Origin of the sequence: Pseudomonas sp. BGI-2 (assembly GCF_004310295.1) — a bacterium.
Lineage (GTDB): Bacteria > Pseudomonadota > Gammaproteobacteria > Pseudomonadales > Pseudomonadaceae > Aquipseudomonas.
In genome coordinates this window covers 1-25,414 of sequence record NZ_SISB01000044.1, presented here as the reverse complement: position 1 = coordinate 25,414, position 25,414 = coordinate 1, and the positions used below count along the sequence as shown (strand labels likewise).

Below are 25,414 nucleotides of genomic sequence, written 5' to 3'. Positions count from 1 at the left end.
GATGACGACATGAACGCCAAAATGCTTGTCCTGCTGTTGCTGCCGCTTGCAGGTTGCTCCAGCACTTCCGAAACCCAGCACATGCCGGTGAATATCCTCACGGCCGCGCCGGCCAATGCCCAGGCCACCGACATGCCCAAGGTCGAACAGACGTTGCGGCCACAGGATGTGCTGGACGTGATCTTCCGCATCAGCACCACCGGATCGAGTGCCTACCGCATCCAGTCCGGTGACCAGGTCGGCCTGAACTTCACTGCCGCCAGCCAGCTCAACGGCAATCAACTGGTGCTGCCCGATGGCACCATTGAACTGCCGGGCGCCAACACCTCGGTGAAAATCGCCGGGCTGTCGTCCGAAGAAGCGCGTCAGGAAATCCAGCGTGTCTACCAACGCAAGCAGCTGTTCCAGCCTAACCGCAATCAGCTGTCCGTGCAGGTCCTCAGCCCGCTGAGCGAAGAGGCGAACCTCAAAAGTGCCCTGAACCACCCGGGTACCGGCATGAGCCGGGAGATCACCGTGGGCACCGACGGCTACGCAAGCTTCCCGGAAATCGGCGCCGTGCCATTGCAAGGCATGACCGTCAATCAACTGGAAACCTTCCTCAACAAACGCTACGCACAACTGCCGGGGCGGATGACCGTCGACGTGCTGCTCAAGTCCACCGCCGGCAATGAAATCTACGTGCTGGGCGAAGTCGGCCAACCGGGTTCCTACCCGATCCGCCGGCCGGTCTCGGTGCTCGAAGCACTGACCCTGGCCCGTGGCAGCAACACCAAGGCGCGGCTCGATTCGGTGGTGATCATGCGTCGCAACGGCAACCAGGTTCAGGCCGTGCGTTATGACGTGGAAAAAGCCTTGTCGGGCGATGCGTCGCAGATTGCGTACCTGCAACCGGACGACATGCTCTATGTGCCCAAGACCAAACTGGCCAGCGCCGGTGAGCTCGCGCGGCAACTGGCGGACGTGGTGTTGTTCCAGGGCGTGGGCTTCAGCTTCGGCTACCGCGTCGACAACAAAGACAGTGACAGCAACTAACTCTCAGGTGACCGACCATGAATCCAAAGGAAAACTACCTGCACGAGTTCTTCAGGATCTTCTTCGCCAACAAGCAGTTGGTGAAGCGAGTCTTCCTGCTCTTTGCAGTGATCGCCCTGGTCTTGCCGTTGGTGCTCAAACAGAGCTTCGATATCACCGCCCAGGTGATCGTGCAGTCCAAAAAACTCTCCCAGGGAGACGCCACGACGTCCCTCAACCAGGAGAACGCCTCGTTCATTCCACCGTCCCTGGCGGACATGGAAACCGAGAGCAATATCCTGCGCTCACCGGCGTTGATTCGGCAGACCATCAGCGAGTTGCGCGACAAGGGTGAGTACACGCCCACCCCTGGCGTGTTCAACAAACTGGTGACCCAGCCGATCAAAGAGTACGTCACCACCCCGCTGCGCGAATACGTGATCAACCCGGTGAAAGCCACTCTTGGCCTGGAAACCGATCCGGTGCGCGACACGGTGCTGGATGCACTGACCCAAGAGGCGATGGACAGTCTGAAAATCGAGACCCTGCCAGGCTCCAACGTGATTTCCATCATCTACAGCTTTGACAATCCGGCCCAAGGCACCAAGTTTGTCGCAACCTTGCTGCAGAACTACCTGACCAGCCGTCAGGAACTGCAGTCCATCGACTTGCCACAATCGTTCTACGAAACCAAAAAGAAGCAGTACCAAGTGCGGCTCGATGGCCTGGAAGGCACTCGGCTGGCCTTGCTTGAAGAAGTCGGCTCGTCCGATCCAAAGGAAGAAATCACCTTCCGCCTCAACGCCATCAACACCGAGGAGCAAGCGCTCAACCTGTACCGCGACCGCCTGCTGCAAAGCCAACGCTGGCTCGACTACCTGAAAACCAGCCTGGCCGCTGCCAGCAACTCCAAACTCAACGACTACACCTTCCCCTACACCTTCACCACCACCGTGGATAACGTGGCGTTTGAAGATCGCGAGATCAAACAGATGGGTGAGGCCCTGACCACTCAGGTCAGCCGCTACATGAACGACCTGGCGATCTTCCAGCCAAGCAGCGAGCCGATGTTGCTGACCCGCGAGCAAATCGCCCGCACCCGTCAGCAGTTTCTGAAAGTGGTCAGCAACCGGATTCAGGAGCGCACCACCGACCTGGCCGTTGTCAGTTCAGTGATCAACCAGAAAACCGCGCGCATTGCCGAGTTCAAAGACCGCATCCACCAGTTGCAGAAAACCCAGAGCAAGCTGCGGCAGATGGACACCGAGATCAACGGCTTGCACGCGGCGTTCTCGACTTACGCCCAGCGCTTCGCCGAAAGCAGCACCTCTCGCTCGCTGGACAACGACCTGTCCAACGCACGGGTACTCAGCCCGCCGTATGAGCCTACCGAAGCCGCGTTCCCGAAACCGATACTGATCATTCCGTTCGGCTTGTTCACCGGTCTCTTGCTGGCGATTGCCCTGGTCTACGTGCGTGAGTTCTTTGATCACCGTTTCAAACACCCAGCGCAAATCACCCACGAACTGGGCTTGCCGGTGCTGTTGGTGATCAACGATCAAAACGTGGAACCGACCAATCCGCACAGCAACTGGTCCGTGCCTGGCCTCGTGCATTGGGTGCGCAATTGAACGCGCCGCTCATCCCTTCCCTGCCGATCATTCATTTGCTCAGCAGCGGTGGCTTCTACGGGGCTGAGCGGATGCTGCTGGACCATTGCCTGGCGACGCCGGGGCAGCACCAGGTGCTGTTTCTCGATGCGCCGCCAGACCTGATCGCACGGTTTCGCCAGGCGGGGGTCGACTGCCGGAGCTGCGCGGGGCTGGGGCCATTGCTCGCGCATTTGCACCAGCGCCGGGCGGAACGGCCGTTGATCAATACGCACAACTTCAAGGGCCTGTTGTTTGGCTGGGTGGGCGCAACGTTGTTGCGCCTTCCGCTGGTGATTACGCAACACGGTTTTACCCCGCGCAGCCGCAAGCAGAAGTTCTACACCTGGCTGAGCCTGCAACTGTGCCGCACCGCGTCGGTAACTCGCGTGGTCTGCGTCGCCGAAAGCATTGCCGTGTTGTGCCGCCAGGCCAGTGTCCGTGCGGAAAAGCTGCAAGTGATTCCCAATGGTTTACCGGCGGCTACCGGACTGCTGCCGCACAGCGTGGACCGCCAGCGTTGGCTGGCCGGTTACGTCGGACGGCTGAGCAGTGAAAAAGGCCCGGACTTTTTTCTCGATGCGCTGATTCCACTCTGTCAGCAACACCCGCAACTGGACGCCGTGATGCTCGGCGACGGCCCGGAACGGGAGACGCTGCTGGCGCGCATCAACGAAGCAGGTTTGCAAAACCGCATCACCCTGCCGGGTTACCAGACCGACATGGGTAAGTGGTGGCAGCAACTCGATGCGCTGGTGATCAGCTCGCGCACCGAAGGCACGCCGATGATTCTGCTCGAAGCGATGCAAGCCGGCGTGCCGGTGGTGGCGTTTGGCGTCGGCGGGATTCCCGATGTGCTGCAAGACCGGCACAACGGCCTGCTGGCGACACCTGCCGACAGCGCCGCCCTCGCCCGCCAGATCGGCTCGTTGTTGACTGAACCGGCCATGGCCCGCGAACTGATCGACAACGCAAAACGTACGCAATTGGACCGTTACGACCTCAAGGCCCTTGCCGAACGCTGGTCGCAACTTTATCTCCGTACTGCACGGGAGGCACGCGCGTGATCTTTCCGCTCTCGATCGTCAGTTTGTTTGGCCTGGTCTGCCTCGGTTTGCTGGCCAGCCCTTATCCGTATCTGGCGCCGGGGGCGGTGCTGGCCCTGGTGGGTGTCGCGCTGCTTTACCGCAAACCCGCCTGGGGCTTGCTCGGGATCGCGGCACTGATACCGTTCGAAGGTTTCTTCAAGGACAGTTCGCTGTCGGGCACCAAGTTCCTCGGCGCCTCACTGGCCGTGATCCTGATGCTGCAACTGGCCATCCACCAGCTCCCGTCCGAGCGCCTGCGCAGCAACATCTGGCGCTACCTGATCTGGTTCATGGTCTTGTACCTGCTGAGCGTGATCAACACCGATAACATGGCCATGTCGATGGGGCATCTGCGGGAACTGAGTGTCGGCCTGGTGCTGTTTGTGATCACCCTGCTGATCGGCCGCGAGCTGAACATGGACCTGTTCGCCAGATTGGTCACGCTCAGTGTCACGGCGACCTGCGTGCTGGCGGTGTTCTCCAGCAAGTATCAGGACCAGGGTCGCGCCGCAGGCCTGCTGGAAGACCCGAACGCCTTTGCCATGCTGATCGCCTTCGCCGTGCCACTCGCCTTGCTGCTGGTGGTCCGCAGTCCGAACTTTTTGCATCGGCTGTTCTGGGTCGGGTGCTGCATTTTGCTGCTGGGCGGCATGACCAAGACCGAATCCCGTTCGGGGCTGGTGGTGCTGTTCCTCAGCCTGATGATTGGCGCCTGGCACTACCGCGCCGAGCTGAAACGCATCCGTCCACGGCATCTCGGGTTCGCGATGCTGGGTCTGGTGATCGTGATTCCGCTGGCCCTTTATGCGATGCCGAAGGGTTACATCGAGCGCATACAGTCCTTGAGCATTTTGAGCGCCGGCGCCAAGAGTCAGGATCAATCCCTCGGCCGTCGCGCCTCGTACATTGTGGTCGGCAGCCAGATGATCCGCGAGAACCCGCTGCTGGGCACCGGCCCCGGGACGTTCCCGCTGCACTACGCCACCACCGGGTATGCCAAGGCGTTTTCGGCCAACCGCAAAATCGGCGACTTGTACCGCCGCGCCCACAACACCTACCTGGAAATCTTCAGTGAACTGGGGATTCCCGCCGGCCTGCTGTTTGTCGGCATGCTCACCCTCGGCTTGTACAACCTGGTCCGCGCCCGTCGTGTGTGGATGCAGCGACGCAACCGAGAGCAGGCGGATTTGCTGACGCACCTGAGCATGAGTTTTCTGTCGCTGACCCTGTTTTTGATGTTCCTCAGCGCACCCAACCAGAAGTACGTGTGGATCATGCTCGCCCTGACCAGCGTGCTGCGTTTGAAAGCCGAAGAAAGCCCACTCGTGGAGGCCAAGGCATGACCCGCATCAGCATTGTCATTCCGATGTACAACGAAGCCCCACACATCGCCCGGACCCTGCTGGCTGCGCAACGCGCCGCCATCGCCGCCGGAGTGCAATGCGAACTGATCGTGGCCGACAACGGCTCCGAGGATCAGGGCCCGCACATCGCCCGGCAAATGGGTGCGCAAGTGCTGGTGCTGCCGGGCTTGCTGATCGGCGCCTTGCGCAATCGCGGCGCTGCCGTCGCCAGCGGTAAATGGCTGGCCTTCCTCGATGCCGATATCGAAGTGCCCGAGGACTGGCTGACCCTGTTATTGAGAATCGAGCCTGCGGTTCATGTCGACGTCCTCGGACTGGATTTGCACACCCCGGCGCAAGCCCCCTGGTATGCCGATGCCTGGCAACGCCGGCTGTTGCGCCCCAGTGCGGAAACGGTGCAAACCGTGCGCTGGTTGCCCAGCGCCAACCTGCTGATGCGCCGCCATTGGTTCGACAAGATCGGGGGCTTCAATGAAAGCCTGCGTACCGGCGAGGACAAGGACTTCACCATGCGCCTTTCCCACGCGGGTGCGCGCCTGCTGTCGGTGAACCAAAGCGTCGCCCTGCATTGGGGTTATGAAGCCAGCTGGCGCGAATGGATGGGCAAGGAATTCTGGCGTCAGGGCAGTCACCTGCAGTTACTGCGCAGCAACGGCATGAGCCTGCGTTTGCTGCGCTTCCCGATGCTGTCGATAGCCGCCTGGGTACTGGATATTGCGGCGCTTTTTGCCCTGCTCAACGGCCAGGTCCATCTGACGCTGTTCTTCTTGCTGGTGACCAGTCTGCCCGCGCTCGCCCTGAGCATGCGCCAGAGCATGAAACACCGTGACCTGGGCCTGACGCTGCAACTCTGGGGCCTGCATTGGGTGCGTCTGCAACTGGCCGGTGCCGCGTTCATCCTCAGTCTTTGTCATTGGAATGCCAGGAGGCCCGCCCGTGGCTGAATTCTTTTTCTGGATGTGCCTGTTGCTGCCGGTTTACGCCTGGCTCGGCTATCCGCTGCTGTTGACGCTACTGGCGCCGTTGTTTGCTTCGCGGCGTCATGCGCCGCCGGAACCGATGAACATCAGCATCGTGATTGCCGCGCACAACGAAGCGCGGCACATCGAACACAAGCTGCGGACCTTGCTCGCTCAGGATTATCAGCCAGCCTCGCTGCAGATCATTCTGGCCAGCGACGGTTCAACCGATGACACCGTGGCCTGTGCACGCAAGGTCATCGACCCGCGCATCACTATTCTCGACCTGCCCCGCCAGGGGAAGACCGCGACCCTGAATGCCGGCGTTGCGTTGAGCACCTGCGATATTCTGGTGTTCACCGATGCCGACAACCAATGGTCCCGTGACACCCTCGGTCACCTGCTTGCGCCCTTTTGCGACCCGCAAGTCGGTGCCTGCGCCGGGCACATGGTGATCCCGGTCACCGGCGGTGGCCTGAGCATCGGCGACAGCCTCTATCGGCATTACGAAGGCTGGGTGCGCAGGGTGGAAAACCGCACCGGCTGCATGGTTTCCGCCGACGGCGCCCTGCTCGCCCTGCGCCGTGAGTTGTTCCAGGACATCCCGGCCGAGGTCAACGATGACTTCTTCATCAGCACCTGCGCACCGGTGGCATTCAAGCGAATTGTCTATGTGCCCGAGGCACAGGTAATCGACCAAGGCGTCGATGAAGCGGACAAACAATTGCGCCGTCGCCAACGGGTCACCGTCGGGGGTTTGCAAAGCCTGGCCCAGCGCAGCGAGCTGCTCAATCCGCGGAAACATGGCCTGTATTCGATTGCCTTGATCAGCCACAAATTGATCCGCCGACTGGCGCCGATCCTGTTGCTGCCGCTGTTACTGAGCAATTTCTGGCTGTGGGAAGAACACGGTTTCTATCGCCTGAGCCTGGTCGCGCAACTGCTCGGTTACGCCGTGGCCATCGCCGGTTTGCTGGATTCGCAACACCATTTACCCAAACCCTTTCGCCTCGCCGCGTTCCTTCTGGTGACCCTGGCCGGGATGAGTATCGGTCTGTGGCAGTTCCTGCGGGGGCAGCGGTACGCCCAGTGGAACCCTGAGCAAAACCGTTGAGAGGACTGAGCCATGGCGATCAGACAATTATTAAAACGCACCAGTGGCTGGCTTTACCTCAACTCGCCGGTAGGGCGCACTCAACTGCAAGGCGCTGGCGTGATCCTGATGCTGCACCGGGTGCTGGCCAGCGACCAGGCCGCCGAGCTGCCCCACCGCAATGAACTGTGCGTCGGGCCGAAGGCGTTCGAACACTTGCTGGTATGGCTGAAAAAACACTTCGACTGCGTGTCGTTGATGGACATCTTGCAACCCGGCACGGTGAGGTCGGACCGACCGAAAATCACCCTGACCTTCGACGACGGTTGGCGCGACAACGCGGTGAACGCCTTCTCGCTGCTGCAAAAATATCAGGTGCCAGCGAGCATTTTTCTCTCCACCGATTTCATCGGCAGCCGCCAGCGATTCTGGTGGGAGAGCATCGGTGAAACCCTCTGGGGTAGCCACGGTGAACGGGCCCGGATGCAATTGATCGATTGCCTTAAACAGGTTGATCGGCCGTTGCCGGTGCCCTTCGATGAACTGGACGTGGAGCGTCGCAGCCTGGCCTTGCTGCATTTTCTGCACAGCCTGAAAACCCTGAGCCCAGCTGACCTGAATCGACTGACCGATGAGTGCCCGGACGAGTCATTGCCCCAGGCGCTGGACTGGCATCAGGTGCGCGCGCTGGAAGCCTCGGGGCTCGTGCGGTTCGGCCCGCACGGCGCCAGCCATTCGATTCTCACCGGCCTTGATGATCAGCGTTTGCATGAGGAGCTGAGCCGCAGCCGCAACGCCTTGCAAAACAGCTGCAACCGGCCTCTGCCAGTCTACTGCTACCCCAACGGCGACAATGATGCGCGGGTGCGCGAACACGTGGCCGACCATGATTTCCCGTTCGCCCTGGGCACGGGCACCGGGATTTATCGGGGCACCGAAGATCCCTTGAACTTGCCACGCTTCGGCGTCAGCCAACGGGTGGCACGCAATCCGCAGTTGCTGTCCTGGCGCCTTTATCGCGGGGCACGCGCATGAGCCGCAGCCATTACCTCAAGCATCTGGCCCTGAGCATGGGCACCAAACTGGCAATGATCGGTTTGCGGCTGATGCGCAACGTGTTGCTCGCCCGAATCCTCGGGCCGAGCGAACGGGGCTTGTTTGCCCTGCTCAGCACCCTGCCTGACTTGATCAGCGCTGCCACCAGTGGCGGGCTGAACTCGGCGGTGGGTTTTCAGGCGGCCAAGCAGCGGCCCATGGGTTTGCTGCTGAGTCAGGTGCTGGTGTTCGGTTGCCTGCTGGCGGGTCTTTTGACCTTGCTGGTGGTCGCCCTGATGCGCGAGTTCGGCAACGAACTCGACATCACCACGCAATTGGGCCTCCTCGCCTGGCTGCTGCTGTTGGCTGTGCCATTGACCGTACTCAAGAGCGGACTGCTGACGTTGCACAATGCATCCGGCGGCGTGGTGGCATTCAATGCGTTGCGCCTGATGGAATCGCTGGTGCCACTGCTGTTGTTTCTCGCCTTGTTCTGGATGTGGAAAGACTCCGCGCTGGAAGCGGCGCTGATCAGTTGGCTGTCCGGCATCAGCCTGGTGGTGCTGGCGGGCTGGTTCTGGCTCAAACGCGATCAGCCGTTGAAATTGCAGTGGGACCGCGCCAGTCAGAATGAGCTGCTGCGCTACAGCGCCCGCAGCCATCCGGACCTGCTGTTCCAGCAAGTGATCCTGCGCTCCGATTACCTGTTCATCGGCGCCCTACTCGGCAGCACCGCGCTCGGTCATTACGCCATGGCCAGCGCCGCCGCCGAGTTGCTGCTGATCGTCCCGGAAGCCGTGACCACGCCGCTGATGAAACGCCTGCTGCAACAGGAAGAAGGCATCGACAAAGTCACGCCGCTGGCCTTGCGCCTGACCGCCACGGTGATGCTCGGCGCCTGCGTGACCATGGCCGTGATCGGCGAATGGCTGATCGTGACGCTGTTCGGCGTGGCCTATCAGCCGGCCTATCCCGCCTTGTTGGCGCTGCTGCCGGGTCTGCTGGGCCTGTGCTACGCGAGCATCCTGCGTCTGGACTTGCTGGGTAAAAACCGCCCCGGCACGATTTCGCTGTTGATGGGCCTCGGCGCCTTGCTCAATTTGGCGCTGAACCTGGTGTTGATTCCGGCTTACGGGATCGTCGGCGCGGCGGCGGCATCGTCCATCGCCTATGTCGCGGTAACCCTCGCATTGCTGGTGATGTACTGCCGGTTGAGCGGTGTGCCGGTCTGGCAAACCCTGATCATTCTGCCCAGCGATGTAGCGCCGATGCTGCAAATGCTGCAAAGGAAGTCGGCATGAAACGCCTGGCCCTGCTGTTGAGTCTGGGACTCTCGCTGAGCGCTCAGGCGGCGCCCATGCGTTGGGCCGACATTCGCGACGGCAGCCTGTACCTGCAACCGGATCGCCCCGACACCTTGACCATTCGCTGGGCACCGGCGTGGCAGGCGGACGCCAACGAAGAACGCCTGTACCTGCTCGATGGCCAAGGCAAACTTCAGGGCGAGCGCCTGATCGCTGCCAGTGAATCGCGCGGCAGTCAGAGCTGGCCGCTGGCGCCGAGTGCCTCCAGCTATCAACTGGAAATTCCGGGCTACAGCTTCCGTCGTTACAAGGTGGATCACGACGACAGCACGGTGGCGCTCTTCGCCCCGGCCAAGGTGCATTTCAGCGCCGAAACCCGCAATGGCGATGAACTGTACTTCAAGGTGGCGCCGGGTGAACACGCGGTGCTGGCCGGCAAATTCCACGGTGGCGTCAGCGCCCTGCAAGCGCAGCGCGTGGGCGACGGCAAACAAGTAGCGCTGGCGCTGAAACCGTATCGCGGCTATTGGCAATTCGATAAGGTCGAGTTGCCCGTCGCCACCGAGCCACAGGTCTGGCGCCTGCGCCTGCAAGGCAGCGGCAAAGTGGCGTTCTGGCTCGACGGCACCGCCAACCTCTTCGCCCAGAACCCGCAGCAGCTCAAGCCCCTGCGCGAGGACGATGGCCAAGTCCGGTTGACGTTGCACAACAAAGAGCTGGGGCCGACCCCGAATCTCGGCATCGCCCTGCCCTACGTCAAGGTGCCGGAATCGAGTTATGCAGTGCTCGATGCACTCAAGCCACAGGCGGGGACTTATTACAGTTTCGTCGACATCACGGCGAAGAATCCGCACTACGAAGACGCTTTCCGCAAGTTGTATCAGGACCGCTTCGGCATTACCCAAGACATCACGTTATTGGCCGGGAGCCAGCGTCAGGCTGACCTGCGCGCCGACACCATGAGCAACGCCGGGCTCGACGCCTGGCTCGCGACCACTCGGGCTCTGGGTGGCAAAGGCACGCACTACATCGGTTTTGCCGACGAGCCGAACCTTAACTACCCGGACTACGCCAGCTACCAAAGCATCTTCAACAGCATGGCCCGGCAGGTGCGCAGCAATCCCGCCAACGCCAAGGCCGGCGTGCGCATTGCCATGCCCGCCAGTTCACGGCTGGTCAACGGCCCGTTTGCCGACAACGCCGCCGACAAGCGCGGCATCGATTGGGCCAAGCGTTTGCTGGCCGAATCCGGCGACAACATCGATGCCCTGGCCTGGCACGAATGGATGATTCGCGACCTGCTGGCGACACGGGTCTACCGTGACAGCGTGCGCCGCGCCGCCGAACTGGTCGGCCTCGACGCCCAAGGTCGGCCGCGCAAAGCCTTGCTGCTGGACCAGACCAACATGTCCAGCGGTTCCAGCCTCAGCCCTTACGATCAGGAAACCGACTTCGCGTCGTTGTGGTGGGCTTCGGTCGTTATCAACTCGTCCCAGGACGGCTTGCTGGAGATGCTGGGCTGGTTCCAGGCCGCCGACGAACCGAACTACCCCAAAGGCATGTTGCGCGTGCTCGGCGAGAATTCCTTCGAACTCAAGCCCGTGGGCATGGCCCAGCAGTTCATCCGCGAGCATTGGCTGCGCGACGTGATGAGCCTGGAGAATGACGCTTTCGAGGTCGACGTGCTGGCCATGGCCGAAGACCTCAAACGCAGCTTGCTGGGAGTCAACAAAGGGACGCGCTTGCAGCGTGTGGCCCTGACCGGGGCGCAGTGCCCGCTGGCCAACGGTTCATTGCGCTATTTCGGTGCCGACAACCGTGCCCGCGACGCGCCGTTCAATTGCCAGGACGGTCGCGTCAGCTTCGAGCTGCCAGGACGGACCCTGTTTACCCTTAGCTGGAGCACCTCATGAATTGCCACGAATTGAATAGCGACGCCGGTCATTGGCCGGGCCTCGCATTACTCCACTTACGGCCCGTGCCGTCAGGAGTCAATACCATGAGCGTTTTGCAGAAACTCAGCCGCCACATCAAACAAAAAGGCTTGCGCGCCACCCTCAGAAAAATCTGGAAGCACTACGTATTTTCCCTCGAAGAACTGTTATGGATGGAGCGCGACCTGGTCACCCCGGTTCCGCCGAATAAACTGCGGCCCTACCCGCCGCTGCGCCTGGAGACCATCACCGAGCAAAACGCGGTGGCGTTCACCCGTCACTTTGGCGATCGCGTGGAAACCATGGCCGAACTGGCCCGCGAGGGTCATACCGGGCACATGTACCTGGATGAAAACGGCGATACCGTGGCCTTCATCTGGGGCTGCGCGCGCAACTATCACGACCGTCATTACTACCGCTGCTGGTTCCCGGTGAAGGAAGGCGAGTTCTTTGAATTTGGCGGCGAGCAGATCCGCGCCTACTGGGGCACGCTGTTGTCGCTGGACCTTCAGTTGAACCTTTGGAAGGCCATGCAGGCAAAAGGCTGCAACACAGTGGTGGATGTCTGCGAGTTCCACAATGTCCCGGCCCTCAAGCTGCACATCCGCATGGGGTATCAGGAACAAGGGCGGATCATGAACGTCTACGAGCTGTTTGGCCGCTGGCGCTTCTTCCGCGAAACCCATTACAGCGGCTCACGCCTGGATGCCTTGCGCAAACCGGCGCGTGAACCTGCCCCGGCAGCGGTGACCTGACCCTATGGCAGCACGATTCGAATGGCGCACTTCACTGTGCGCCGCTGACTTCCCGGCAACGGCTTATGAAGCGTTGCGTCTGCGAGTGACGGACCACACGCCGTTCAACACCCTGGCCTGGATGCGCGCGTCCGAACAGACACTGACAACCGGGCAACGCTTGCACGTGTTGCTCGGCTGGCATGGCAAGGAACTGGTCTTGTGCCTGCCGTTGGTGGCCTGCGTCGAACGTTTCGGCAGGCTGCCGTTTCGCGTGCTGCATCACCTGGGCTATCCCCTCGCCGACCGCCTCGCGCTCCTCGCAAAAACGGACTCGGAGAATATCCGCAAGGCACTGATCGAGATCCGTCGACAGCTGCCCCATGCCCTGCTGCAACTCAACGAGTTGTCGGAACCTGTTGGCGAAGAAAGCGCACTGACCGAGTGGATGACCCACAGTTCGACCGGTGAACGACGCCTCAGCTGTCGAGTGCCGGTGCATGTGATCAGCGACGCGGACCACCAGGAAGTCTCTGGCGACCCGCGCTACAAACTGCGCCGCGCACGCAAACGCATCGCGGCGTGTGGCGCCCAGGTTCGGCGGATCACGCCCGACGCGTCGACCATGGGCCCGTTGTTGCAGGCCATCAGTGAAGTCGAAGCGGTCAGTTGGAAAGGTGATGAAGGCGTCGGGATTTTCGCCGACGAACGCCACCGACAATGGATGGACCGTGCCTTCACCGCCCTCGCCGAACAGGGGCTGGTGCGGGTCGTGGTGTTGGAGCTGGACGGGTGCTGCATCAGCTACCGTCTCGGATTGCTGGAGCAGGGTCGACTGTACGATTACAACCTGGCGTTCCTGCCGCAATACGCCGATCTGGGCAGCGGTCGGGTGCTGCTCGATGAATGGATTCGCTGGGGGCTGGACGAACACTGGCGCTGGATCGATGCCTCGCGGGTGAGCCTGGAAAACTCCAACCATCAACTGCACGAACGCATGACCGGGCAACTGGAACACTGGCGCTGGAGTTTCTATTCCTGGCGCCCCAGCGGCCTTGCGTTGGGCCTGGCCCTGAGACTTTGGCAGTGGCTCAAACCCGTGCTGCAGAAACGGCGAGCCAAACGTGCAGCAGCGGCCGTTGCCGCCGCACCGGCCCCCGTCGCCGCGGTGGTTAAAGCGGCGCCGCCAACCGACAACAACAGGGAGAGCGAACATGCCTCGCCAAGTCATAGTCAACGCTGACGATTTCGGTCTCAGCCCGTGCGAAAACGCGGTGATCCTCGGTGCGTTCCAGGCGGGGGTGATCAGTTCCGCCACGGCCATGGCCAATATGCCGGCCTTCGAAGCGGCGTGCGTCATGGCCCAGCACCCGTTACTCAAGGACCGGATCGGCCTGCATTTCAACCTCACCTACGGGCGCCCCTTGAGTCAGTCGATTCTGGGTCGATCGAACTTCTGCGACCGCAACGGGGTATTCGATCTCAACCTGCCCCGCCACCGCTTCTGGCTTAGCCGCCGGGACCGCGACGCGGTGCTGGAGGAACTCAAGGCCCAATGGCAACGCTGCGTGGACAACGGCGTACGGCCCAGCCACATCGATTCCCATCAGCACGTTCACAACATTTGGCCTATCGGTGAAATCGTCGCCCGCTTCGCCGCGAACCAAGGTGTGGCCGTGCGCCTTGCGCGCAATCTGGGGCAAAACCTGAGCCTGCCAAAGCGCGTATTCAAGACGATGCTCAATATTCGTTTGCAGAGTCTGGCCGGTGTGACCGCGGATTATGTGTGCACCCCGGTGGACCTGCGTAACGACGCCATGCCGACCGACGGTGTGCTGGAAATCATGGCCCATCCGACTCAGCTGGGGGCTGATTTCGGCGATGCCTATTTGCATTCAGAAGAGTCGCTGACCCTTGTGCTAGAGCGGCGTCTTCAAGGTGTTCCACGGGTTTCCTATGGGCGAACACCCATTTGGTGACAGGTGAAGCAGCGCTCGAATGAGTTACATAGGTTGCAACATATTCAAAGCCGGCGCTTTGAACCAGCAACCTTGATCTATACCCATCAAAAAAACGTTTCCACCCACACCGTGGCTTAGGCTAAGGAGAGCGTCATGAGCATCATCAAAAAGCTTCGCGAACGCATAAAACAAAAGGGCCTGAGCCGCACGTTCAACACGCTGTGGAAACGCTACGTGTTCTTCCACTGGGAGCTTTTATGGATGGAACGCGACCTGATAAGCCCGGTACCGCCGCACAAACTGCGTCCCTATTCGGGTGTGCGCCAGGTGACCATTACCCCGGAAAACGCCATCGCTTTCGCCAAGCATTTTGGCGACCGGGTCGAAACCATGGCCGAACTCGCGACCGAAGGCCACACCGGGCACATGTACGTTGACGATGACGGCCACGCTATCGGGTTTATTTGGGGCAGCGTGCGCGATTACCACGACCGCCACTATTACGGCTGCTGGTTCCCGGTCAAACCCGGAGAGTTCTTCGAGTTCGGCGGCGAAATGATCCGCGCCTATTTCGGCACCAGCCTGTCGGTGGATGTCCAGGTCGCCCTCTGGGACACGATGCGCGCCCAAGGCTGCCACAAGGTAGTGGACGTCTGCGAAACCCACAACATCCCGGCGTTGAAGCTGCACATCCGCATGGGCTATCACGAACAGGGTCGCGTCACCCACGTCTACGGCCTGTTCGGCCGCTGGCGCTTTCACCGCGAAACCCGCTACACAGGCTCGCGCCTGGACCCGCTGCGCAAACCGGGACGGCCGGTGGTGACGGCGGCGGCAAACGCCTGATTTCTGATAGAGAGACCGAGTTGCGGCCTTCGCGGGCAAGGCTCCTACAGGGGATCTCCAGCGCACACAGGATTTGTGTTCGACGACGATCAAATGTGGGAGCGGGCTTGCTCGCGAAGACGGTGGACAATTCAGCATTGATGCGACTGAAAAATTGCTTTCGCGGGCAAGCCTCGCTCCTACAGGGGATCTCCAGCGCACACGGGATTTGTGTCCGACGACAATCAAATGTGGGAGCGGGCTTGCTCGCGAAGACGGTGGACAATTCAGCATTGATGCGACTGAAAAATTGCTTTCGCGGGCAAGCCTCGCTCCTACAGGGGATCTCCAGCGCACACGGGATTTGTGTCCGACGACAATCAAATGTGGGAGCGGGCTTGCTCGCGAAGACGGTGGACAATTCAGCATTGATGCGACTGAAAAATTGCTTTCGCGAGCAAGCCCGCTCCCACAGTAGATCTCCAGCGCACACAGGATTTGTGTTCGACGACGATCAAATGTGGGAGCGGGCTTGCTCGCGATGGCGTCAGTGGGAGCGACACCTTTCTTAGCGCTTCACAACCACCAACGTAAAACACAACGGCAACTGCGCCGTCTGCTTCTCATAACGGTCATAGAGTTCCTCGCGGTTGGAATGCGGGTACTCCTTGAAGTGGCTGATCTGCAGCCCCGCCTCGAGGGCGCCGGTGACGATTGCGCCCAGGGTGTGGACGAACCAGTAGGACGGAGCGGCCGGCTGCTCGACTTTGCCTTCATAAACAATCGGCTGGTCCTGCACGAACGGCTCGCTGCGAAAGTAAGAGCTGTCCAGGCGATAAGGATCGGCAGCTTCGGGGTCGACCATTTCCAGGAATGGATGGGTTTCGTACACCACCAGCGCACCGCCGGGCTTGAGGGTCTGGGCGACATGGCGGAAGAATTCGCCGATGTCCGGCATCCAGTTCAATACGCCAATGGTGATCAGCGCCACGTCGAAGCGCTCATGAAGTTCAGCCGGCAGGTGATGAATGTCGGCCTCGACGAATTCGGGCTCATGCGGCGAGCGGGACGCCAGCTCTCGCGCCTGATCGAGAAACGCTTCGGACTGGTCGACGCCCACCACGCTGCGAGCCCCCAGCGCAAACAGCGAGATACTTTCCCGCCCGTTGTTGCAGCCCAGTTGCACCACGTCCTTGCCATCGACGCCGACCTGCTCCAGCACACCGCGGAGTGTGTCGTCGATGCAGCAAAAATCGCGCTGACTGACCGCCTTCACCAGGGCTTGCCAATCGGGGGTGTCTTTGTGGTGTCGGGCGGAGTCGTTCCACGCATCGCGGTTGCTGGCGATGGCGTTTTCTTTGGTCGGCATTTCCATTGCGCACTCCAGAGTTCGGGGCTTTGTTGACCGGCACGAGTCTAGATCAGTGCTCTAAGAAACCCCATCGGGCGTTTGTTGGAATGTTGTAATCCGGGCATCGCGAACGCGTGCCCGTACGGCAGCTATAGTTAATGGCCTTGGGGAAGTGCGGGAAAACCGATTTCGCAGGTGTTGCCATGAAAACAACTGATTTGACGCTGCTGTTCGCCCTTAGCCTGACCACCATCACCGGCGCCCAGGCCGACGACACGCTGACACCCACCACCGATTACAGCAGCAACTTCAACTATTACGGGGCCGACCAGCCGTTCGCCCACCCGGTGCCGCCCTCCCTGAGCACGGTGCCGCCTCGGTCGTACAGCCCGACGGCCCCTCAGGATTTCATCCCGATTGCCAGCCAGCATGAGTTCTACGACTCAGTTTTGCCGACGGTCGCGGATGCCTCCGTTCGAGTATTCATCCGCTCCTACGATCCGGAACGCGGGGTCTACGTCAACGAAGAAGTCCTCGACCCCCGGTGCGTGCTCGAATGCCTTAGCCGTCAGGGGGCAACGTTGCAATAAGGCTCACCACTGGCGTTTGTCCGGGCGTGCCAGGCCGAGTTTCTCGATCCGGTAACGCAGCATGTCGCGGCTCAGGCCCAGCAGCCGTGCAGACTTGGTGACGTTCCAATCGGTCTTGTCGAGCATCTTGCGCACCATGTCGCGCTCGACTTCCGGCAGGTTCATCGAGTCGGTGCCGTTGTACACCGGACGCGGCTCGTGGTGCTGTGCTTCCTGCAGGATGATCGGGTCATCCACCAGGCTCAGGCACACGTTCAACTGATGGACCGCAATCGTATCGCTCTGAGCCAGCAGCACGGTTTGCTCAAGCATGTTGCGCAACTCACGCACGTTGCCCGGCCAGCTGTAGCTGAGCAGCAATTCTTCAGCCAGATCGCTGAAGTGCAGGTTCGGTTTGCCATAGCGTTTGCCGTGGATTGCCAGGAAGTGCCGGGCCAGCAGCAAGATGTCTGCGCCACGGGCATACAGGCGGGGAACCTTGATCGAAATAATGCGCAATCGGAAGAACAGGTCACGACGGAACTTGCCCTGTTGCACCATTTGTTCGAGGTTGCAGTTGGTCGCGCTGATCACCCGCAAATCGACCTTGCGCTCCTTCACCGAGCCGACCCGGCGGATGGTCCGGTCTTCCAGCAGCTTCAGCAACTTGGCTTGCAGCAGCAGATCCATTTCACCGATTTCGTCGAGAAACAGCGTACCGCCATCAGCCGCTTCCACCAGGCCAACACGACGGTCCTTGGCGTCGGTAAAGGCGCCCTTCTCGTGGCCGAACAGTTCCGACTCCACCAGATTGGACGGGATCGACGCGCAGTTGAATTCGATGAACGGACCTTTGCTGCGCGGACCGTCGAAGTGAAGCGCCCGTGCCACCAATTCCTTGCCGGTACCGGTCTCGCCTTCCACCAGCACCGGCGGCAGGTCGGTATTGGCCATGCGTCGCTCGGCGTCGAGCAATTGGGCGATGGTGTTTTTCAGGTATTGCATCGGAGCCGATTCGCCGATCAATGCCTGTACTCCTGACTTTTGCGCCTCGCGCTCCTGATAAAACGACAGCGTGCGCTCCATTCGATCAGTGGCCAGGGCCTTGTCCAGCAGCAGCTTGAGCTCCGGCAAGGCCACTGGTTTGGTGACGTAATGAAAAGCGCCCTCTTTCATCGCCACCACGGCGTCTTCGACGTTGCCGTAGCCGGTCATCATGATCACTTTCAGATCCGGCGCGCTGATGCGCAGCTTCTGGATCAGGTCGTGACCGCTCATGCCCGGCAGCGAGTTATCGGTCAACACTACATCAGGGGTGAACGTACCCAGTTTTTTCAACGCCTCTTCAGCCGAGTGGCAGACCGTCACCTCGAAGTCTTTGCGCTCCAGGTAGGTCTGAATATTCTCGGCCAGGAGTTCATCATCCTCGACCAGCAGTATGCTGTGCTCCATATTCCCCTCCCGTTGCCACTTTGAAATTGAGACAGACGCGGGTTCCTTCCTGCTCCTGGCTGGTCAGTTCGACCGAGCCGTCAAAACGCTCCATTATTCGTTTGACGAGGGCCAGGCCAACGCCCAACCCTCCTTGTTTGGTGGTGAAAAACGGCTTGAAGACCATCTGTTGCTGCTGCTTGGTCATGCCTTTGCCGGTATCACTCAAGGTCATCCGCACCTGTCCGGATCGGGGCTGTTCAATCTCGATACTGAGCGTGCCGCCCTTGGGCATGGCCTCCAGGGCGTTGGCAAACAGGCTATTAAGAATTTGCGTGAGCAGCACCTGTTGGCTGACGACCGGTGGACAGGTTTGCGGTGTGAAGCGCACTTCCACGTTCGAGCGTTTGATCAGTGCGTCGAAAGCACTCAGGGTGTCATCGATGGCCAGCACCAGGTCCACCGTTTCGGAGTCGTCGTTCATGGGCCGCAACGACACCAGCAACTCGCGGACCCAGCGCGACATGCGATCGACCTGGTTGATGATGTCGCCGATGTTCTTTTGTGCATTCTGGCTGGCGATTTCCTGGGCCAGTTCGGCGCTGGAGCGAATGTTCGCCAGCGGATTGCGCAGGCTGTGGGCGACCGCCGAGGACATTTCACCCAGGGCGACAAAGGTCTCGTTAGTGATCAGTTGTTTCTGCTGGCTCTGCAGCAACATGGACGCGCGCCGCACAATCCAGAACAACCCAAGGTAGATGACCAGACCACCGACCAGGGTCGCCAGCCAGATTGCCCTGAAGCCACGCTGAATGCGCTCTACCAGATCCACCGGCTCCTTGTAGATCTCGACCATGGCGATGACTTTGCTTTTGTCGGCATTGAACATCGGGATGTAGTTTTCGATGAACAGGTGCTCGGGCTCACGCAGCAGTTTCTGCTCTGGACGCTCGTCGTCGATCTCGTGGTAACTGGTGGACACCGCTTCCTTCATTTCAAAGGATTCATCGAGTTCATCATCGTCTTCGATGCGCACACCGATCAGCTGCGGGTTGGTCGACCAGACCACGGTGCGATCCAGGGCATACACGTTGGCTAACAGAATGTCCGGCAGATGCTCCACATGATCGAGAAACTCGCCACGCGAAGACGCACGGGTTGTCGGAAGGACGTCGGGATAAGCGTTGTCATCGCGCGGGTCGAGCATTTCACCCATGGTTCTGACCGGATTGATCGAGGCATGGCGGATTTCCGCATCGCCGATGGCCTGAACGAATTGCGCGGTGAGCATGGAGTCGCGTTCGATGCTTTCGGTGACCACAAAACGCGTGGAAATGTAGCCGAGCCCCGCCGCCACGGCGGCAATGATGAAAAAGCTGACGAAGGAAAACCAGCGCAGTAGATTGAACTGTCCGCCCCGGCACGGCTTCCGTGCTGCCGGTGTGTCCGGCGCAGGAATTTTTTGTTGTTCCAGCGTCTGCATGAGAGTGTCCTGGAGACTTGCATCAAGCCTTTTCAGCCGCGTCAGCGATCAGTGTAGGTGGCATTGATCGTGGTTGACGGCTCCACTGATAGTATTTCGCCGCTATTGCACCTGCGCCGCTTGCAGCGGTTGTTGACGATCGGTTTCTTCCTGCAAAAATCCCATAATTGACTGCGCCGCTTTCTCGTCCAGACGCAGGTTGGGCATCGGGATTCTGTCGAAACGTTCAAACAGCTCCACCGCGATCGGGTCCTTTTCAGCGAGCATGCGGTCCGGTTCACGAATCCAGCGGCTGAGCCAGGCCGGGTCGCGCTGGCGAGTCACGCCGATCAGGTCCGGGCCGATGCTGCGCAGACCGATGCCCTGCCCGTCCAGCGGCCCCAAGCTGTGGCACGACGCGCAACGGGTGCGAAACAATTCTTCACCATTGCTCGGCGGGCGAATCTCGGGCGCATCGGCGTAACTTTCTCCAACGCTGGGCTTCTTCCAGTTCTGTAAGGTGTTGGCCAACTGATCGGCTAGGATCCACGGATTCTCGAACGGCGAGGCTTTCATCCAGCGGCCCGTGGACTGGTTGCCGACGATCAGGCTCAGGTTGTGGTCTTTGCTGCGTCCGTTGTCGACGCCTTCGATGAACAGCCCGAGTTTTTTGCGCAGATCGGTGACGTCTTCGAATTCGCCGGTCAGAAACTTCCAGCCCGGCCCGACCTTGAAGCGTTGTGCGTAAGCCTTCAGCACCTCGGGCGTGTCGCTGAGTGGGTCGATGCTGACGGAGTAGAAGAAAATGTCCTGGCCGACCCGGTCGCCCAGCAACGTTTGCACCTGACGCAGGCGCGCGGTTTCCAGCGGGCAGGAGTCGCTGCACGAAGTAAATATGAAATTGATCACCACCACCTTGTCCTTGATCAAATCATCGAAGAACCGCACCTGCCGACCGTCCTGATCGGTCAGCAGGGTGTTGGGGAAGTAATCGCCGCCCCAGGGTGTCGCCGATTCCGTTGGCGCCAGTACCCCTTCGCGAGCGAGCAGCACCAGACTGGCCAACAGGCAAGTGACCAGGACCAGAATCAGGTGCATACCCAAGGCGCGGGAGCGCGGCGTATGCGCTGGTGTGTCGGCTCCCCTGCGTTTCATTTTTTCACCGTCACTTGTGGGCCAAAGGTCAGCCCCGGCTGACGCATAAAGGCATCGAGTTTTTCCGGGCCGAATTCTTCAAACAGCACCCGCTGCCGAGTGAACGGCTGAGCGCCAAAAAACGGGTTTGGCTTGGCGTTGGTGGGGTAATTGAAACGGGTCTTCAGAGTCGCTGTGCCCGGCGTCATAGTGAGCAGGACGCTCAAAGGCGTTATCAGGCTGAACCATTGGAAGGAATGCCGCGCTTTTCTGTCCATCACCAGCCGCCTCGAAGTCGTGAAGGAGGTAGTGGTGGTTTTGCAAGGACCTCGCCAGATCTGTAACAGATTTGTACAAGAGCAATAACACTAACAAAACAATGGCTTAACAACACCAATGCGCCCTGATCGGAGAAACGACTGGGGCCTGGCACCCGCTAACGGGGAAAGTTCATACCCATTGTCAGGGAATCCGTTTGAACGACAGACAGACGCTAGTGCCCTCACCTTCACGACTGCCCAGAGTCACCGCTCCGCCAAAACGCTCCATGATCCGCTTCACCAGCACCAGCCCGACGCCCAGCCCACCCTGCTTGGTGGTGAAGAAAGGCCGGAACGCCATGCTGCGCTGTTCTTCGTTCATGCCTTTGCCAGTGTCGCTTACGACGACGCAGATTCCTCGGGTATCGGTCGGCTCCAGGGTGATGGTCAGCGTGCCGCCCCTGTCCATCGCTTCGACGGCATTGGCCAGCAAACTGTTGAGGATCTGCGTGAGCTGCACCTGCTGACTCAACACCATCGGCGTCTCCTTCGGCTCGAACACCACCTGCACCCCGGCCTTGGCAATCTGATGCTCGAAAGCCATGAGGCTGTCATGCAACGCCGCCACCAGATTCACCGGCTCGGCTTCATCGTTGAGCGGGCGTAACGACTGCAGCAATTCCCTGACCCACTTCGACATGCGGTCCACCTGACCAATGATGTCGTTGATGTTCTTGTGGGCCGGGCCACTGTCGAACTCCAGCGCCAGCTCGGCGCTGGAGCGAATGGTCGCCAACGGATTGCGTAGGCTATGGGCAACCGCCGATGACATCTCCCCGAGCGCGACAAAGGTTTCATTGGTGATCAGTTGTTTTTGTTGGGTCTCCAGGAGGATCGCCGCTCGCCGCACGATCCAGTACAGACCCAGGTAGATCAGTCCGCCGCCCAGGGCCGTGGCCAGCCAGATCAGGACCAGGCCGCGCGCCATGCGGTCGATCAGGTCTTTGGGTTCCTTGTAAATCTCGACCATCGCCGTGACGGTATCGCCATCGGCATCGAACAGCGGAATGTAGTTCTCAATGAAGATGTAGTCCGGCGGCGTGACGAACTTCTGCTCCATGCGGCTTTTGTCGACGCTGTGATAACTGGCCGACACCGGCATCCTGGAAGAAAAGGCCTGGTCGAGGTCATCGTCGGCATGGATCGTGGTGCCCATCAGTGCCGGGTTGGTGGACCAGATCACCATGCGGTCAGGGGCATAAATGTTGGCCAGGATCACGTCGGGCAAGTGCTCGATATGGTCGAGGAACTCACCACGGGCACTGGCCCTGGCCAGTGGGTCGACTTCGGGAAAGTCTTTGTCTTTGCGCGGGTCCAGCAGTTCGCCCATGGTCCGCACGTTAGGGATCGAGACATGCCGAACCTCGGCCGAGGCAATCGCTTGAACGAACTGGGACGTGAGCAACGCATCGCGCTGCACACTTTCGGTAATCACAAAGCGCGTGGACACCGCGCCCAGCGCGACCGCCACCGAGCCGATCACCGCCATGCTGATGAGCGAGAACCAGCGCAGCAGATTGAACGGCTGTTTGCGCGAGCTCAAGCGGACATCGCCCTCTTCTTTCTGGAGGGTTGTGGACTGACTGGTCATGGATGTTGTTCCCGGAAACTCCCTATAGGGTTATAGCCCACTGTCTGGTGTTTGCCCGACTTCGGGGTTTGTCCCCCTGTTTAGGGTCGCCCCCCAACCGGCCAAGCGAGATAAACGCGGTACATTTCGGACAGGCTGGCAACCTGGGCAATACGGTCGCAGCACACGCAATAGAAAACGCCCCGATCAGCCAACAACTGACGGGGCGAACATATCGACTTGGTGGTGTGCAATCTCATCCGTGGGGAGGGGATTTAGCGGAACGCCGCACCGCCCCGTTGGGCTGCGAAGCGGCCCCAGAAAGAAACCGCTTCACAGCCCAACATCAATTACCCACTCACCACAACAGACCGCACCTACCTGGGCAGATCAATCTTATCCAACACCCTATTTGCGGTGATCTCCGCCATCATAATGCTGTTGGAAATACCCAGCAGCGCGTAGCGCGACTCGCCCTCCAGATGATCCACCAACTGATGGACCATCACATCGACCGAGGCCAGTATTTCAACCAGATAAACCGCCAGGGTTTCGGCCGTAGCCTCTGGGTCCACAGAAAACAGGGTACTGCGTGTTCGCGCGGTGGCTTTGATGTCGGCATTCGACGGGAAGTGAAAGTCCAGAGCCCGCTCGGCGGCCTCATTGAGCTTCTTTGAATCGGGTTCGTACGGGGAGGCCGGATCGGTGTCTGGCGGATTTGGTGAAGGCTTTATCATTTGCTGAGTGTCCTAATGGTGTGCCATCCCTCCTGCTGCTAAACGAAGAGGGTGGCAACTGCACGCAGGTTAGCAGACCGGGACACTCAGCAATCCGGCGCGCCCAAGGGCGCCCTACGTACAGCTACCATCAAGTACAGGCAATGAAATACCTGCATGACAGATGCACGTACAACCGAGAAATCCCGGGCTGCTAAACCCGATCACTGATGGGCAGTGACAGGAATAAAGTTACCGAGGGACTCCAAGGCGCACAAGCCGGCAGATTCTGGCGCAGCCGTAGGCAACGGCGCAAGATTTTGTAGCTTTCAGGACGTAACCTTGCGAGCAGTTAAACAAGCACTCTCCAGAGATGTTTAAAACGCTAACACGCAGCTTCTACTTGCAATAGTGAAATGGGAGGGCTGCGTCAAAGGCCAAGCGGATGGCAACTATAAATTGATCTTTAGTCACCATTTTTACCTTTGTACATTTAAGCAGGGGCTGTGCGCATTGTCCGTACAACGAGCGTCCTCTACCACCTCAGTAAAGGTCACATCGCGTATGCATAATATTTCCAGAAAACCGAGCTGCGCGAATGATTGCTCGTTCATTAAAATCCGAATCTTTCACCATGGAGGGCTCATAGGAATAACGTAAACCCGCGAGATCGTACACGGCAACTGGCCAGGCCAGATCTTGCAAGTCAGCGCCGCCGGCCTAGCCGCCTCCATCACCACCTACGCCACCGACAGCTCGGCACTGGTCGGCAGCAACAAACCGTATGCGGCGATGATGCAGTTTGGAGGGGAGCAGGCAGACTTTCCGTATCTGTGGGGCGACGTTCCAAGTCGCCCCTATCTACCGGTGGACCTCGACGGTTCATTACAACCGGAAGCGGAAGAGGCAATAACGCATTAAGCCTTGGACCATTTAAAAGCAGTGGTCGTGCGGTAAATCACAATCAGCCACTACTAACCCTGAGGCCTCATTTTGATTGGTTTTTAGTTCGTGCTTTTCACTATTCGATACGACGGTATCCTTCGTATATTCTAAAGCATTGTAATCGCCATCATATTTTATTAACGCTGTGTCAGCAGGAGACGAAACCTTGTCCATACTGAGTTGCGTCGACAATGCGAAGGCGGCCAAAAGTGAAAAGCCAGCGAACGAGGATTTGATAAATATCATTTTAACTTCTCCAGCAGCACATTTAGGGAGCCTTATGTTGTGCATGTGGGGAAAATTACACACCTGTAAGATCTAACAGTTTTTTATAATTGTTCGAAATATCTTATAGCGTAAGTTATCCAGCAGTAGTTAGAGGTTTAACGGGTTTCACTGCTAATCCTCCAAACGAATCACGTGCCATGCTTCGGACGCCGACGGCGGAGGCTTGATAAGGGTAGGTCAATAGGCCCGGCCAGATCCTACAAGTCAGCGCCGCCGATTTGGCCGCCGCCATCACCACCTACGCGCCCGAGGGCTCGGCGCTCGTTGGCAGCATCAAACCGTATGCGGCGATGATGCAGTTCGGTGGGAAACACTATGGTGCGACATTCCGGCTCGACCATACATGCCCATGGAGGCTACAGGCGCACTGCAACCCGAAGCAGAGCAAGCCAAAGTCGTTCAACCTCTATTGCCACGAGGCATCAAGCAACCGGTGACTCGGCGGGTAGGCGTACACAAGTCCAGAGGAAACAATCGTCTTCAGGACAACGGCATATTAAGCCCCCATCAAGGGCAAAGGGTTCTTGCCGTAAAACTGTACAACCCATGGGTCAGGTTGCTTGCTCCCGCTAGTGCCACCCCAAGCCCGAGTTTTTCGCGCTCGGCATCAATCTTTGCCCGACTTCGGGTTTTGTCCCCCCCAACCAATTCCCCGCACACCCCACTGC

Annotated in this window: 22 protein-coding genes and 1 pseudogene; 15 read left to right on the top strand and 8 right to left on the bottom strand. The window is 59.7% G+C overall.

From position 1 onward, the window contains the following. The first annotated feature begins 9 nt into the window (after positions 1-9). The 13 genes from EYC95_RS24610 to EYC95_RS24550 all read left to right on the top strand — a co-directional run bounded on the left by EYC95_RS24610 (position 10) and on the right by EYC95_RS24550 (position 14,981). The gene (locus EYC95_RS24610; RefSeq protein ID WP_131062632.1) at positions 10-1,035 is read left to right on the top strand and encodes a polysaccharide biosynthesis/export family protein; all 1,026 of its coding nucleotides are present in this window, start codon (positions 10-12) and stop codon (positions 1,033-1,035) included. A gap of 17 nt (positions 1,036-1,052) precedes the next feature. After that, positions 1,053-2,645, top strand: coding sequence for a Wzz/FepE/Etk N-terminal domain-containing protein (locus EYC95_RS24605; RefSeq protein WP_131062631.1), 1,593 nt, complete (start codon positions 1,053-1,055; stop codon positions 2,643-2,645). Continuing rightward, positions 2,642-3,730: a glycosyltransferase family 4 protein gene (locus EYC95_RS24600; protein WP_131062630.1), complete on the top strand. Its 1,089-nt coding sequence runs from the start codon at positions 2,642-2,644 to the stop codon at positions 3,728-3,730. Before EYC95_RS24605 ends, EYC95_RS24600 begins: the two co-directional genes overlap by 4 nt. Beyond that, on the top strand, positions 3,727-5,094 hold the full coding sequence (locus EYC95_RS24595) for an O-antigen ligase (RefSeq protein ID WP_131062629.1): 1,368 nt from the start codon (positions 3,727-3,729) through the stop codon (positions 5,092-5,094). The genes EYC95_RS24600 and EYC95_RS24595 overlap by 4 nt, the downstream gene beginning before the upstream one ends. Beyond that, positions 5,091-6,059: a glycosyltransferase family 2 protein gene (locus EYC95_RS24590; RefSeq protein WP_131062628.1), complete on the top strand. Its 969-nt coding sequence runs from the start codon at positions 5,091-5,093 to the stop codon at positions 6,057-6,059. Before EYC95_RS24595 ends, EYC95_RS24590 begins: the two co-directional genes overlap by 4 nt. Then, a complete protein-coding gene (locus tag EYC95_RS24585) occupies positions 6,052-7,188 on the top strand; it encodes a glycosyltransferase (protein WP_131062627.1) in 1,137 nt (378 codons plus the stop codon). Before EYC95_RS24590 ends, EYC95_RS24585 begins: the two co-directional genes overlap by 8 nt. Positions 7,189-7,200: 12 nt before the next feature. Then, positions 7,201-8,202 carry a polysaccharide deacetylase family protein gene (locus tag EYC95_RS24580; protein WP_131062626.1) on the top strand — a complete coding sequence of 334 codons (1,002 nt, stop codon included), beginning with the start codon at positions 7,201-7,203 and terminating at the stop codon, positions 8,200-8,202. Then, entirely contained in the window at positions 8,199-9,503 is a 1,305-nt protein-coding gene (locus EYC95_RS24575; RefSeq protein ID WP_131062625.1) for a lipopolysaccharide biosynthesis protein, read from the top strand. Before EYC95_RS24580 ends, EYC95_RS24575 begins: the two co-directional genes overlap by 4 nt. Further along, a complete protein-coding gene (locus EYC95_RS24570) occupies positions 9,500-11,419 on the top strand; it encodes a hypothetical protein (protein ID WP_131062624.1) in 1,920 nt (639 codons plus the stop codon). The genes EYC95_RS24575 and EYC95_RS24570 overlap by 4 nt, the downstream gene beginning before the upstream one ends. A gap of 86 nt (positions 11,420-11,505) precedes the next feature. Then, positions 11,506-12,195, top strand: a complete 690-nt coding sequence (locus tag EYC95_RS24565) for an N-acetyltransferase (RefSeq protein ID WP_131062623.1) — start codon at positions 11,506-11,508, stop codon at positions 12,193-12,195. 4 nt (positions 12,196-12,199) lie between these two features. After that, positions 12,200-13,417: a GNAT family N-acetyltransferase gene (locus EYC95_RS24560; protein WP_131062622.1), complete on the top strand. Its 1,218-nt coding sequence runs from the start codon at positions 12,200-12,202 to the stop codon at positions 13,415-13,417. Next, positions 13,389-14,153 (top strand): ChbG/HpnK family deacetylase, encoded by a 765-nt coding sequence (locus EYC95_RS24555; RefSeq protein ID WP_131062621.1) that lies wholly within the window; start codon positions 13,389-13,391, stop codon positions 14,151-14,153. The genes EYC95_RS24560 and EYC95_RS24555 overlap by 29 nt, the downstream gene beginning before the upstream one ends. 135 nt (positions 14,154-14,288) lie before the next feature. Beyond that, positions 14,289-14,981 carry a GNAT family N-acetyltransferase gene (locus EYC95_RS24550; protein WP_131062620.1) on the top strand — a complete coding sequence of 231 codons (693 nt, stop codon included), beginning with the start codon at positions 14,289-14,291 and terminating at the stop codon, positions 14,979-14,981. A 547-nt stretch (positions 14,982-15,528) separates the two neighbouring features. Here the strand turns inward: EYC95_RS24550 and EYC95_RS24545 are convergent. Continuing rightward, positions 15,529-16,335, bottom strand: a complete 807-nt coding sequence (locus EYC95_RS24545; RefSeq protein ID WP_131062619.1) for a bifunctional 2-polyprenyl-6-hydroxyphenol methylase/3-demethylubiquinol 3-O-methyltransferase UbiG — start codon at positions 16,333-16,335, stop codon at positions 15,529-15,531. A 179-nt stretch (positions 16,336-16,514) separates the two neighbouring features. On the opposite strand from EYC95_RS24545, the gene EYC95_RS24540 reads away from it, so the two are divergent. Next, on the top strand, positions 16,515-16,901 hold the full coding sequence (locus EYC95_RS24540) for a hypothetical protein (RefSeq protein ID WP_131062618.1): 387 nt from the start codon (positions 16,515-16,517) through the stop codon (positions 16,899-16,901). 3 nt (positions 16,902-16,904) lie between these two features. Here the strand turns inward: EYC95_RS24540 and EYC95_RS24535 are convergent, their stop codons facing one another. From EYC95_RS24535 to EYC95_RS24510, 6 genes and pseudogenes are all read right to left on the bottom strand, one after another. Continuing rightward, entirely contained in the window at positions 16,905-18,332 is a 1,428-nt protein-coding gene (locus tag EYC95_RS24535; protein ID WP_131062617.1) for a sigma-54 dependent transcriptional regulator, read from the bottom strand. Then, complete coding sequence (locus tag EYC95_RS24530; protein WP_131062616.1) at positions 18,301-19,794, bottom strand: sensor histidine kinase; 1,494 nt, start codon at positions 19,792-19,794, stop codon at positions 18,301-18,303. Before EYC95_RS24530 ends, EYC95_RS24535 begins: the two co-directional genes overlap by 32 nt. 102 nt (positions 19,795-19,896) lie before the next feature. After that, complete coding sequence (locus EYC95_RS24525; RefSeq protein ID WP_131062615.1) at positions 19,897-20,928, bottom strand: SCO family protein; 1,032 nt, start codon at positions 20,926-20,928, stop codon at positions 19,897-19,899. 23 nt (positions 20,929-20,951) lie between these two features. Then, positions 20,952-21,185, bottom strand: a pseudogene (locus EYC95_RS24520) (hypothetical protein); the annotation flags it as partial. A gap of 184 nt (positions 21,186-21,369) precedes the next feature. Beyond that, positions 21,370-22,818, bottom strand: coding sequence for a HAMP domain-containing sensor histidine kinase (locus tag EYC95_RS24515; protein WP_131062614.1), 1,449 nt, complete (start codon positions 22,816-22,818; stop codon positions 21,370-21,372). Positions 22,819-23,174: 356 nt separating this feature from the next. Next, the gene (locus EYC95_RS24510) at positions 23,175-23,534 is read right to left on the bottom strand and encodes a DUF6124 family protein (protein WP_131062613.1); all 360 of its coding nucleotides are present in this window, start codon (positions 23,532-23,534) and stop codon (positions 23,175-23,177) included. A 648-nt stretch (positions 23,535-24,182) separates the two neighbouring features. Here EYC95_RS24510 and EYC95_RS24505 point away from each other — a divergent pair. Next, a complete protein-coding gene (locus EYC95_RS24505; protein ID WP_131062612.1) occupies positions 24,183-24,434 on the top strand; it encodes a phage virion morphogenesis protein in 252 nt (83 codons plus the stop codon). 12 nt (positions 24,435-24,446) lie between these two features. Here EYC95_RS24505 and EYC95_RS24500 read toward each other — a convergent pair whose 3' ends face one another. After that, complete coding sequence (locus EYC95_RS24500; protein ID WP_131062611.1) at positions 24,447-24,704, bottom strand: hypothetical protein; 258 nt, start codon at positions 24,702-24,704, stop codon at positions 24,447-24,449. Positions 24,705-25,414 lie beyond the last annotated feature (710 nt).